This window comes from Ruegeria sp. K7 (assembly GCF_056531785.1).
The window spans coordinates 1-12,238 of the sequence record NZ_JBQFMJ010000032.1; the positions used below are offsets into that span (position 1 = coordinate 1).

At 54.3% G+C, this 12,238-nt stretch carries 8 protein-coding genes and 1 tRNA gene; 3 read left to right on the top strand and 6 right to left on the bottom strand.

The features are described from left to right. The first annotated feature begins 455 nt into the window (after nt 1-455). Together ACR0FE_RS23285 and ACR0FE_RS23290 are read left to right on the top strand one after the other, a co-directional pair. Nucleotides 456-1,253 carry a hypothetical protein gene (locus tag ACR0FE_RS23285; protein WP_480915526.1) on the top strand — a complete coding sequence of 266 codons (798 nt, stop codon included), beginning with the start codon at nt 456-458 and terminating at the stop codon, nt 1,251-1,253. A 506-nt stretch (nt 1,254-1,759) separates the two neighbouring features. Next, nucleotides 1,760-4,327: an AlbA family DNA-binding domain-containing protein gene (locus ACR0FE_RS23290; RefSeq protein ID WP_480915527.1), complete on the top strand. Its 2,568-nt coding sequence runs from the start codon at nt 1,760-1,762 to the stop codon at nt 4,325-4,327. Between the two features lie 350 nt (nt 4,328-4,677). On the opposite strand, the gene ACR0FE_RS23295 is transcribed toward ACR0FE_RS23290, so the two are convergent. The 6 genes from ACR0FE_RS23295 to ACR0FE_RS23320 all read right to left on the bottom strand — a co-directional run bounded on the left by ACR0FE_RS23295 (nt 4,678) and on the right by ACR0FE_RS23320 (nt 9,833). Continuing rightward, nucleotides 4,678-4,754: transfer RNA gene (locus ACR0FE_RS23295), tRNA-Met, on the bottom strand. Nucleotides 4,755-4,826: 72 nt separating this feature from the next. Beyond that, nucleotides 4,827-5,807, bottom strand: coding sequence for an alpha/beta fold hydrolase (locus ACR0FE_RS23300; protein ID WP_480915529.1), 981 nt, complete (start codon nt 5,805-5,807; stop codon nt 4,827-4,829). Next, nucleotides 5,808-7,271, bottom strand: coding sequence for a flavin-containing monooxygenase (locus tag ACR0FE_RS23305; protein WP_480915534.1), 1,464 nt, complete (start codon nt 7,269-7,271; stop codon nt 5,808-5,810). Between the two features lie 130 nt (nt 7,272-7,401). Beyond that, the gene (locus ACR0FE_RS23310; protein ID WP_480490696.1) at nt 7,402-7,662 is read right to left on the bottom strand and encodes a hypothetical protein; all 261 of its coding nucleotides are present in this window, start codon (nt 7,660-7,662) and stop codon (nt 7,402-7,404) included. 11 nt (nt 7,663-7,673) lie between these two features. Then, nucleotides 7,674-8,828: an aromatic ring-hydroxylating oxygenase subunit alpha gene (locus tag ACR0FE_RS23315; RefSeq protein WP_480915530.1), complete on the bottom strand. Its 1,155-nt coding sequence runs from the start codon at nt 8,826-8,828 to the stop codon at nt 7,674-7,676. Between the two features lie 99 nt (nt 8,829-8,927). Beyond that, nucleotides 8,928-9,833 carry a LysR substrate-binding domain-containing protein gene (locus tag ACR0FE_RS23320; RefSeq protein WP_170612048.1) on the bottom strand — a complete coding sequence of 302 codons (906 nt, stop codon included), beginning with the start codon at nt 9,831-9,833 and terminating at the stop codon, nt 8,928-8,930. Between the two features lie 499 nt (nt 9,834-10,332). On the opposite strand from ACR0FE_RS23320, the gene ACR0FE_RS23325 reads away from it, so the two are divergent. Further along, the gene (locus ACR0FE_RS23325; protein ID WP_480915532.1) at nt 10,333-12,156 is read left to right on the top strand and encodes a BCCT family transporter; all 1,824 of its coding nucleotides are present in this window, start codon (nt 10,333-10,335) and stop codon (nt 12,154-12,156) included. Nucleotides 12,157-12,238 lie beyond the last annotated feature (82 nt).

The following is a 12,238-nucleotide window of genomic DNA, read 5'->3' on the forward strand; positions in this document are numbered from 1 at the left end:
AACGCATCTTCATCCGAATACCGCTTCCGAGCCATCCATCATCCCTTCCGTGACACCAAAATAGTGGCACAGTTTTACGGGGCTAAGACACCACCATCATCATTGGGTCGGAACTGGCCTTCTGGACAGTGACGGGGGCCAACCTTGAAGATAAACTGCATTGTAACAAACCTCTGTCTTTGGGCATCAACACTTTGGCCTCGAGAGTGAGCAGTGTAAATTGGCCCTTTACGGACGTTTGCCTTGTCCAGGGGTGCGGTACTGCATCTTCTACTAAGCGGACGTTTAGGTTGTGAACACGAAAAACCAATCAGCCCGCCGACAAAGTCAACGGGCCCTCACCTCGAGCACCCCATACTTGATTTTGGAAGGGGCGGATTGGAGTTGCAAGTTTGGCCAAGCTACAGATACTCAACCGTCACATTGGACGTTAAACATTTGCTGAGAATTTCACAATGACTACAATTGCAGCACAGCTTTCAGTCGATTCACGTGGCCCTTGTGCACTTTACATTGCTTCAGACAGCCGCATTACTTGGGGGAGTAAACAACGTCGATGGGATGCAGGTCAGAAGACTTTTGCGTCTCGAACAAGCCCTGATATCTTTGGCTATTGTGGATCCGCTTTCTTTCCAACACAGGTTATCAATCAAGTCACACGCCAAATTGAGGCTGGAATACTCTTTGAAGACACGGCGTGTGCGGACGAACGTCACGGCAGATGGATAAAGACAATCAAGAAATCATTGGAGATTTCAGTCGGCGCAGAAGTCCCTGACTTTAAGCTTTTTCATGGCTCACGAGATGGGAGCGGGATGAAATGCTCTTTCCGCCTTTGGCAGGTAAACTATCAATCCAAAGATCAAATCTGGGAGGACACAGAAGTTGACTTGGAAACGGACCAATCTCACTTCGCATCAGTCAATGGTTCCGGTCGCGACAGTCTGCAGAACCAACTTAAGAACACCAGTCAAGCAGATTACACGGGAACAAGTCGGCATGCTTTCCAAGGTTTGTTTCAATCGATCAAGGCGGGCGATGATCCCTTAAGTGGCGGGGCACCACAGATTGTGGGAATATTTAGGGAAAAGCCAGCTCAGAGTTTTGGCATGATTTGGAACAATGACCGGTACTATTACGGATGCAAGCTAGTAGCTGGATCCAACTATCAATGCATAGATTGGTTCAACGAGCGGTTCGAGCGTGGTGATGGAAAGACCAAGAAACGGCTAGAGGGTGCAAAGAAGCATTGACATCGTCGTCTTGAAAATTCGCATCGGCCCATACCTGCTATTCGAAACCGTGTCGCTGTGCTGCGACATCGCCTGCTTTCTAGAAAAGCGTTACGAAAGCAAAACAAGGGAATACACGAACTTTCGGACTGCAGAAGAAGCGGATTTTTGGCAGCCTTTAGGTGCATCCTTCGTTTTCGATGAGCACGTGTACACAATATGTCATGCTCAATCCTTCGTATCGTAGTGTTTTCAGCGCAAGGTTATTTACTGAAACCGATTGCTAAAAGCCAAGTCAGGCGACCGTTGCCTCAAATTGCGTTGTTTCCTATCGCGGCTACCTGTGGAGGCCGGGAATCGGGAGCCAAACAGGAGAATGCTGTTCGTAGAGCAGATCATGTGTTTGCATACGACAAGCAATCTAACACTCTCTTCCCGCCACGCCCTATGAGTGAAGGACATCTGGAGGTTCGCCGTAGGAGTGTGCTACTAGGCCTTAATACTGTGGAAGGACAAGTGTTTTGCAAGTGGATGATACAATTCAGAAAATTTTTGACTGCGTTCAAAAAACAGAGATTGGCTCCAATATAATAGATCTTCTGGTTCCAGAAGGGAAACCGCTACAATTTGAATGTGGCCTTTGGGACTTCAAAAGAAAACCGCCTTTGCTCCCGGACAAGCCGAATGACGCTGAGAGAGACTTACATAAGCACGAAACACACGAGCTAATCAAAGACGTGGTTTCGTTCCACAATGCGTATGGCGGATATTTAGTTTTTGGTGTCGAAGACACTGGTGCAGACAAAGTGACAGGGTGCGAATATGAGATCGAACTTGGTGATTTAGGAAAACGTATAAAAGCTCAAACTGGAGCGGATATAGACCTATACCAAAACAGCCTAAACCTTGGATCTAAGACAGTTTTGCTATTGCTGATACCGAGGCGCCGATCACACGAAAAACCCATACAGTTTATCAAAGCTGCACCACGCATCGACGGTAAACAGGCATACCAGAAGAATTCAATTTATGTTCGCGTAAACGATGAGTGTCGCCCTGCAAACAATACTGCTGACGACTGGAGCTTCTTGTTTTCAGAGAGAAGACTCGGTCCGGCTCCGAAAAAAGCACAAAAGGAGAAGGTTCCGTCGAACCTGCCTCCACGTGACCCAGATATGGTGCGTTTCGTTGGCAGGGAAGATGAGTTGCGCGTGCTAAGGTCATGGGTGTTGGATCATCGAAATCCAATTAAACTAATATCCGGAATCGGTGGACTAGGTAAAACCTCTGTCGCTTACCATTTTTGCGAAGAACTTGTTGAAACCACCGCTGGAGACTTTGATTACCTCGCTGGGGTTTCCGCAAAGAAATCGACTTTTGCGGCTCTACGTGGGCAAATGGTCAAAACTACTCGTCACGATTTTTCCACTGTAGAGGAGTTGCTTCAGCAACTGATCGCGCTCATAGCTGGGGAATCATCTGTGGATGACGGTTTGGACATTGAAGAATACATTGAAATACTAACAGACGCACTGATTTACCGACCAAGCTTCATTGTAGTTGATGACCTTGATAGTCTGTCGCCTGAAGATCAAAGAGAATGTGCGACAATACTTCAACAGATCGCATTCCGTACAGTAGATCGTGAACACTTGCCCAGTAAAGTTCTTCTGACTTCTCGGCTAGATCAAGGCCTTTCCCCGACTGCCGTAATCAAAATTACTGGTTTGGATCAAAGTTCTTTCTCTGAATTAGTTTATAACTTGTGTGACCAATTCGCTTTGGAACAGTTTCGTCCAAGTTGGGTAAAGGAAATCTACAAAGCTTCATCGGGGTCTCCTTTATTTGCTAGCGCAATTATTCGCATGGCGAGCCTTGGAGAAAATCCGAAAAAGATTTGCTCTTCTTGGGCATCTGAAGACGGTGAAGACGTTAGAGAATTTGCCTTCAAGCGGGAGCTTGACCGGCTGTCGGTGGGCGGTGCCTCTGTACTCCTAGCAGTTGTAAATCTCGGTGAAGTGAGCACTGAAGAACTTCTAGAGGTAGTTGAAGTAACGCGGAAAAAACTACTCGACCAGATCAACGAACTTCAGTCATTCCATCTTTTGTCTAGATCCGAAAACCGGCAAGGAGATCCGGTCCTGACAACGTCGAAAGAACTGGTTTCATCTGCGGGTATTTTGAGGAAGAAATTAGGGCTAAAAGCACACGAAATTGAGCGCCGATGCGCGAAAATTAGAAAGAATCAAGGCGACCAGTCCCGAGAAGTTGGGCGTGGAATAAACCGGATAGTTAGCCTTTGGGAAGAAGGAAGCCTAGATGAGGCTCTAGTTGTCGCCAAGGAACTGTCAACTCGGAACCCAAAAAACGGCGACGTTTGGTGCGCTCTGGCCGGGGCTTTTCTGAAAGTTCGACCACAGCAGTTCTCAAACGCAGATGATGCTGCCACGAAGGCTATTGCGCTTTCTTGCAACCGGCGCGAGTTGTTCGAGTACGTAGTAGTTGCCAAAAACGGTACCGAGGATTGGCAAGGCTTGAAGTCATTTACGGAGAACAAGCGCTTCAAGTCAAAGAAACACGACCCAGCCCTTGATGCTTTCATCGTTGCGGTTACGAGACTGGCTAACTTGGCAAACGCAAGGGGTTCATTCTCGGAAGCATCGAGCTACGCCCTCGAAGGCGTGAGACGAATTTCGGAAAAAGTTTCGGGTAGCGGTCTAGAACAAAAGTTCTTTGACAAATTGGCAAAAGACCAGAACCGACTCGCGAAGGAAGCAATTTATTACCGCAAAAAATCGATACAGCGTGATCGCGATCACCTATTGGTGGCTGATCTGGCTTTCGAAGCAGCGAATTTGGATGTGCTTACACGAGAAATTGTCTCTGCATTTTGCGAAGGCCTGATGGTTTGGTCTGACGCTGTAAGAAAGACAGGGTATTTCGACGAAGCAGCAACCGACATTATCGGGAACAACCTCCAACGCCTTGATAGGTTGACAACAATGTTGGCTACGTGTTCGCGGGATGTTCGACAAGATTTGAGCTTGATCGACAAGACCAGGAAGAAACTGGGCTTTACTGGCGCCACATTTTAGTGCCCATTATACTAAGATTCTCCGGCGCAGAACCGGGGAATCTACTCCTAATCCGATGACTCTGAAAAACTCATTCACTGGACTGTCTGGTGTGAGCGTCAAGCGTTTGCCTCTGTGCCGCGACTAAATATGTTAGTAACTCAAGAAGCAACGAATGTCAGCTTTGCGTACGCTCCCTTATCCCTAAAGCAAACGCATCGAAGGTCTGCTTTCCGCCCTTCTTGACGATTCTCAGCCCATTTTGGATGCAAAATTCGTCTGCTGTTACCCAAAATGTCACCCAAAGCACATTTGGAGTACGTTTGAATGACGCAGTATTCGTGCATCTATCTGATTTATCAGGGAAGTTTTGGTAGCGGAGGAGGGACTTGAACCCCCGACACGCGGATTATGATTCCGCTGCTCTAACCAACTGAGCTACTCCGCCACGAGTGAGAGGCGATTTAAGGGAGGGGTCCGGCAGGGTCAAGAGGGAAATGGCGGTCCGTGGCGGAATCTTTCACTCTTTGGTCTGACCTGCCGAATCCAATCGGGATGAGCGGCAATTATCGGCAATCTTTCGGATGAACGATGCGCAAATTTCCGGGATGGTGATGAGGATCATATGGCCGTGCTTGCCAGTTTCCTCGTAGGTCAGGCCGAATTCTGTCATCGGAGGGCCGTGCTGCGCGGCTGAGAGGATAGCGTCCTGAGCGCCGTAAAGAATACCGCCCGGCACTTGCAGTTCCGGGTAGCGGCGGCATTGGTCCCCGATGCTGGCATCCACTCCGACCACGTCCTGCGAGGCTGTGATGAAGGCCGATGGGCGCAGCCCCAGGGCGCCGCCAGCCCGGTCCAGGAAATCCGCCGGGGCGGGCTCGGGCTCAAAAACGGCGCTCAGAACATGGGGCGCTGTCTTTGCCGCCAGCGGCACGGCGATCGTATTTCCGATCAGGTTGCGCAACCAGGCAGTCCGGATTTCCAGCGGTTTGAAAACCTGTGGCGGCGCGGGCATTTGCTGTGTCAGCGGGGCCAGCAACGCGAGCCCCGCAATCCGGTCGGGATATTCAAGGGCCATTGCCAGCGATACCGCCCCGCCCAGAGAATGCCCGACCAGAATGACGTCGGTGACCGATTTTTGGTCCAGAAACTCCTGTATCATCCGGGCCTGCTCCGGAAGGGTGCCCAACGACGGGTCGTCCCGGGTGGAATACCCGCAGCCGGGGCGATCAATGGCAATGACGTGGAAATCGTCCGTCAATTCGTCCATCAGCGCATAGGTGTAATGCTGTAGCTGCCCCGACAGACCGTGGATCATCACGATGGTCTGGTTGGCGGGATCTCCACGCTCGACATAGTGGATGCTGCCGCCATCAACCGCGACCACCTGACCCGGTTGAGGCACCCTTTCGAAACCCTTTTTGGTCAGCCGCCGCGTCCAAAGGTTCATGGCCAGCAGAAAGAGGCCCAGTGCGCCCAGCAAGATCAGGATAGTCGTCATCTACAATTCTCCATTCGGCGTGGGCACTGGCCGGTATTGTTCCAAACCCGCCTGCGCCATCCTCTTTTCGTACTCCGCCACGGTGCCGGGCCACAGCGTGGTGTTGCGCCCTTGCGCATCCTGATACCACGATGTGCAGCCGCCGGTCTGCCAGACACTGTCGGTGTGCCGTTCGCGCATCTCGCGTGTGAACTCATCCTGTTTCGCGGCATCCGGCATGATGGCCTTCAACCCTTTTTTCTTCATCTGCGCCAGAACGCGGCCGATGTGTTTCACCTGGGCTTCAATCATCAGAACAACCGAGTTGTGCCCCAGCCCGGTATGCGGCCCCAGCAATATGAAGAAGTTCGGGAAACCGGCGATCGCGGTGCCCAGATTGGCCTGCATTCCGTCGCCCCATGCTTTGTGCAGTGTAATTTCGTTGACGCCCGAGATGTCCAGTCGTTGCACCACATCCGTGACGTGAAAGCCGGTTCCCCAGATTAGAACGTCAGCCTGAACCGTGCTGCCATCTGTTGCGATGATCTGGTCGGACTCAATGGATGCCATCCCTTGCGCAACAAGATGGACGTTGTTGCGGGCCAGTGCCGGATACCAGTCGTTCGAGCTCAGGATGCGTTTGCACCCGATCCGATAACCGGGCGTCAGCATCTTCTGCTTGGCGGGATCCGGGATCGCGCCAGTCAGTGATTTACGCCACATCTTCATGGCAAATTTCACCATGCGCGCCTCGCCGCGAAATACTTTGTGGCGGTATTCAAAAATCATGTAGATCAGCTTGCGCCGCAGGCGTGGCAGCAGGGGGACGTGACGGTAGAGGCGACGTACCCATGGTGCAATCGGGCCGTCAGGGCGCGGCAGGACATAAGGCGGGCTGCGCTGGAAAACGGTGACATCAGCCGCGGATTTGGCGATTTCGGGCACGAACTGAACCGCGGATGCGCCAGTGCCCACGACCGCGACGCGTTTGCTGGCCAAGTCGACGTCGTGATCCCATTCGGCGGAATGAAAGCACGGGCCTGGAAAGCTCTCGGCGCCGGGGATATCCGGAATGTTCGGCACATGCAGCGCACCAATTGCCGAGATCAGAAAGCTTGCGGTCCAGTGCTGGCCTTCATGTGTTTCGATTTGCCAGTTTGTGCCGTCCCATCTGGCAGATTTCAGGCTTTGGTGAAAATGGCACAGATCGTATAGGCCCTCGGCGCGGGCGATCTTCTGCAGATAGGACTGAATTTCGGCACCGCCCGCATAAGCCCGGCTCCAGTCCGGGTTCGGGTGGGTGGCCATTGAATAGAGATGCGAGGGGATATCACAGGCAACGCCGGGATAAGTATTCTCGCGCCAGGTCCCGCCGATATCGCCTGCTTTTTCAAGGATGGCGATGTTGGCAACGCCGCGCTTTCGCGCCTCCAGCGCCATGGTCAGCCCGGAAAACCCGGCGCCGACGATCAGCATGTCAGTCACGTTTTCCAACGTTTCCCCTCCCGTGACGATCCGATTGAAGCCCCGGGCAGGATAGAAGTTTTATCGCGCGTGTGAACAGGGCGACGTTAGGGCAGTGTAACGGCAGGGTACGTTACCGTTGACGGTTGGCTTAAAACTCCAACCGTTCCGTGCGCCCGTGTTCAAACAGCCGGTAGTTCAGAACATCGGCTTCGGGCGCGCCGGCTTCCAGCGCAAAGACAAAGGCATGGGTCAGATAGAAGCAGGCCGCGTCCAGGTCGCGAACGGCTTCACGCTCATTCGCGGCCTGTGTGTAATAGCGGACAAGGTCTACGTGGTCGCCTCGGGAATGTGCATCCAGCAGCAGCCGATCCAGCGTAGCCCGTTGATCTTGATCTGTCCGATCCTTCACCCGGCCGTTCCTCAGACTGTCCGGCCGTTTTCGATCTGCGTGGCCACCCAGTGGTGGAAGCAATGGGTCGGTCCGTCCATCGCCGGCGAAAACCGCCCGCCGTCAAACAGAACGCCGTGCCGACCTTTCTGCATACCTTCCACGACGAAAACATCCTCTTCGAAAACGGTTTTCCAGAGCTGCGCGTTCGAGGCGCGCAACCCGTCATGCTCGGGCGTTTCGGCTTCGCTTTTGGCGTAATACAGCTCGATATGTTCCACCGTGTTCTCCTGATCGACAGGCTCGAGAACGATGGCAAAGCTGTGGTCGCGCTGGACGCCCAACAGCACGTTGGGATACAGCGCGACATATTCCGCGCCCTCATCCCACTTGTCGCTCAGGCCGGCAAAATCCTGCAGCGTGGCACCGTCCTGATCTGTCAGTTGACGGTAAACCAGCGTTCCCTGGCCCGAGTAGTGGTTGCGCGCTTCGATATTATAGTGATCTTCCAGGCGGGAATAGCTGTTGAGACCGGGATGCACCCACGGCAAATGATAGCTTTCGCAATAGTTCTCGACTGCGAGCTTCCAGTTGGACTTGATCTCAAGCTTGAAGGACGATGTCTCGCCGCCGTGAAAGATAGGCTGTTCAAATTCGCCCCAGCGTTCCATCAGCGGTCCGTGAACCTCTTCGAAATCGAGTGCGTTGCCGCTGACATTGACGAAGATCACGTCACGCCAGACGTAAGACCGAATCCGAACCAGCCCCAGATCGTCCTTGTCGATGTCTTCATGCTTGTTCTGTCCCGGCCCCCCCACATGAGGCGTCGCATGCAGCTTGCCTTTCAGGCTGTAGCACCAGCTGTGATAGGGACAGCGGATGGCACCGCCGATCTTTCTGGGCGTATCCACCAGGATCATTCCACGATGCCGGCAGGTGTTCTGAAACACGCCGATCTCGCCGTCGCGGTCGCGCACGATCAACAGGGGCATACCCAGAAAGTCCACTGGTTTGGCGTCTCCTTCCTCGGGGACGTCCTTGCCAAACCCGATACCAGACCAATTCGAAAACAGGACCGACTGTTTTTCTTCGGCAAAAACCACCGGGTCGATATAATGTTCGTTCGGCAGGCCGTTTGCGATATTCACATCGTTCAGAACGGATGACAGAACACTATGCTTGTTCATCGGGCTCTCCTGACTCTTGGCTGGATGCATTTCAATCGTTTTGACGGAACCGCCGCCCCCGCTTCAATATCAGAAATCCTCATCACAGCTTGACCTGATCTAATCCGAATTCTGACGCACCTCCTGAATGATCCAGTTCTTGAGCGCGCGAGCATTCTCGGTCAGTTCCTCTTCCGGTCGGCCGACCAGGTAGAACTGGTTGGGGGCCGTCAGGCGATGCGGGCCGATCGGAACCAGTTTCCCGGATTGCAACATAGGCCTGATCAGGCGTTGCCATCCAAGCGCCAGTCCTGCGCCCTTGCGCGCAAGCTGCAAGGCCACCGAGTAGCTGTTGACGCGTGTTTCCACTGGGATGTTTCCTGAATAACCCAGAATTTGAAACCAGTCCGGCCATGTCGTCCAGGTCTGATCCTCTGAATCCAGATGAATAAGCCGCTGGGCGGCCAATTGTTCCAAATCCGCACCCGCAAGTCTTTCGGCCATGTCCGGGCTGCCGACCGCGATCAGCTGATCTCGGTACAGCGGGGTATGCGACAGCGTACGGTCATTGTCCTTGCCGTATCGGATGAAGAAATCAATCTCGGGCCGGTTCCTGAAAGGACGATCCTGCGAGATCTGGTCGACATTGACTTCAGGCGTTTCCCGCCAGAACCGGATGATGGAGGGTGACAGCCACAATGCGGCCACTGCCGTTGTCGATCCGACGGTCACCTTGCCGCCCGACGTGCGGTCGCGGATCGTCGCCAGCGTCTTTGAGATGCGCCCGAAGGACGTGGACAATGCCTCGTACAATGCCCTTCCGTCCTCGGTCAGGTCCACACCGCGATGCTTGCGTTGAAAAAGCGCTGTATCCAGATCGCCTTCCAGCGCCTTGATCTGATGGCTGACTGCGCCGGGTGTGACCGACAATTCCTCGGCGGCGTTCTTGAAACTCAGATGCCGTGCTGCTGCCTCGAAGGCGGAAAGGGTGGTCAAAGGCGGCAGTTTATAATGGCGTCTGGACATGCGTAATCAGTACTCGGTTTAGGATCATTCAAGTGAATAATAGAATTTTCTCGGTTGTAGAACTGATTTTGTTAAATAATAGATGCATCTGTCAGTCACAAATGGCGGCTGGGGTCGGCAATGGGTCGGATAGTGTCGGTAAACGCCGAATACGACCGAAATCGACCTTGTATGCAGACGAACCAATGAGGGTCGAGTACAATGGGCTGCAAAAAACGCCGTTGAACAGGTCCGCAGACAGTTTCGGGTTCCGTGCCAATTCTGGGCGTCACCCGTATGAAAAAAACTGGAAGGCCAGGGCGCAGCACGTGTTTTCGGACCAGGTTGCGCTGAAATCTGTGCGTATGGGAGCGCGCGTTGGCACTTCCCGGGGTTGAAAGGGTTTCATGTGTACCCCGGCCGCATGCCCGGCCGTCAGCAACGGCAGGACGTCGGCGCGAAGGCGCATACGCAACCACGCAGACCCCCAAAATAATGACATCGCCATGGAGGAGAGAATATGTCAGTACCCGAACCGTTCACGGATCTCGAGATAGAAACGGCGGATGCCGGTTTCTACGAGAACTACAGCGTCCCGATCGCCCTGATCAGCAAAGGGATCATGGTCGCGCTTGTACTTTGGGCGCTGGTGTTCCCGGCCAATGCGAACAGCACGCTCGGCAGCTGGAACGGCAGGCTGCTTGAAGTATTCAACAGCTTCTACGTTATCATCGTCGGGCTGTTCTTCTTCTTCCTTGCCATCGTTGCGATCCTGCCATCCACCGGCCGGCGGATCATGGGCACACCGGGTGAGAAGCCCGAATTCTCGAATTTCTCGTGGTTCTCGATGATGTTCGGCGCGGGTCTGGGTGTTGGCCTGATGGTGTTTGCCACCGCCGAACCTCTGGGCCTATGGGGCTCGAACCCAGTTGTGGTCTCGGGCGCGGTCGAGGGCAACTCGCCTGAGGCGCTGCAATCCGCATATCGCTTCACATACCTGCACTACGGCTTCCACGCCTGGGCAATCTACGTGGTAACCGGGCTGTCGCTGGCGTATTACGCCTATACGCGCAACATGCCCCTGACGATCCGCTCGGCGCTGACGCCTCTGTTTGGCCGCCTGATGAACGGGTTTCTGGGCCACACCGTGGACGTTCTGGGTGTTGTGGCGACTATTCTGGGTGTCTCGGTCACCATCGGCTACGGCGTCAGCCAGTTCATCGACGGTCTTTATGCCATCACCGGCATGCAGTGGATCATGGATATGGGCGGCGAGGTGCCGACCCCCAGCAAAGTCGGTCTGATTTCGGGCCTGGTCGTCATCATGGGCCTGTCGATCATTTCGGCGGTTTCCGGTGTTGGCCGGGGCGTCAAGTACCTGTCGAACCTGAACCTTGTGCTGTCGATCATCCTGCTGGGCACGTTCATCGTCTTCGGCTCGTTTGTCTTCGCCATGACCACCTACGGCTCGGCGATGGTGGACTACATCCTGCACTTCCTGTCGCTCAGCTTTAATGCCTATGGCCCGCTGTCGGCCGAAGCTTTTGCAGCAGCTCTGCCCGCCGAGGCGCAGGCGCATGCGGCTGACCTGATGGGCGGCGCAACCAATGCCTGGGGCAGCTTTGACGGCTTCAAGGGCGGTCTGGAAGGTGCAGCCGCCGAATTGGACGAAGCCACCCTGACCGCGGCTTATGCAGCAGGCGAGCAGGGCCGTCAGTTCGGCTGGCAGGCAGGCTGGACCACATTCTACTGGGCCTGGTGGATCGCGTTCTCGCCCTTCGTGGGCCTGTTCCTGGCGCGCATCTCAAAGGGTCGCAGCGTGCGCGAGTTCATCCTGGGTTGCGTCTTCGCACCGGCACTGGTCTGCTTTGCATGGATGACCGTTCTGGGCGGCACCGCGATCGATCTGGAACTGGCAGGCGCGGCGGAAGGCGCGATCATCGGGGCGTCGAATACGAACAAACTGTTCGTGACACTGTCCTACATGATCGACGGCGGGCTGCTGTCCATGCTGAACGTCATGTGCGTGATCCTGATCATGACCTTCCTGGTGACCTCTGCGGACTCGGGCATTCTGGTAATGAACACCATCATGTCCGGCGGCAGCCAGGAAACCGGTATCAAGCACCGCATCATCTGGGGTGTGATCCTGACGGCCGTGATCGGCGCACTGGTCCTCGCTGCGGGTGAAAACAACCCAATGGATGCGCTGCGCAATGCGATGATTATCGGTGCACTGCCCTTTACCATGGTGATGGGCCTGATGTGCATCGCGCTGGGCAAGGCGTTGTTCCGCGACGGACAGCGTGAAAAGCACGGTGTCTCTAGCCAAGCCGCCGAATAATCGGATAGCGACAGACAAGATCAGGCGCCGCCCCGACAGGGGCGGCGCCTTTGGTTTTGAAACGGTGTCGGTTCCTGCAAAC

Excerpts from the sequence above, each read along its gene's own strand:
- ACR0FE_RS23325 (WP_480915532.1), top strand. The coding sequence starts at position 10,333 with ATGTCAGTACCCGAACCGTTCACGGATCTCGAGATAGAAACGGCGGAT.
- ACR0FE_RS23285 (WP_480915526.1), top strand. The coding sequence starts at position 456 with ATGACTACAATTGCAGCACAGCTTTCAGTCGATTCACGTGGCCCTTGT.
- ACR0FE_RS23315 (WP_480915530.1), bottom strand. The coding sequence starts at position 8,828 with ATGAACAAGCATAGTGTTCTGTCATCCGTTCTGAACGATGTGAATATC.
- ACR0FE_RS23320 (WP_170612048.1), bottom strand. The coding sequence starts at position 9,833 with ATGTCCAGACGCCATTATAAACTGCCGCCTTTGACCACCCTTTCCGCC.
- ACR0FE_RS23300 (WP_480915529.1), bottom strand. The coding sequence starts at position 5,807 with ATGACGACTATCCTGATCTTGCTGGGCGCACTGGGCCTCTTTCTGCTG.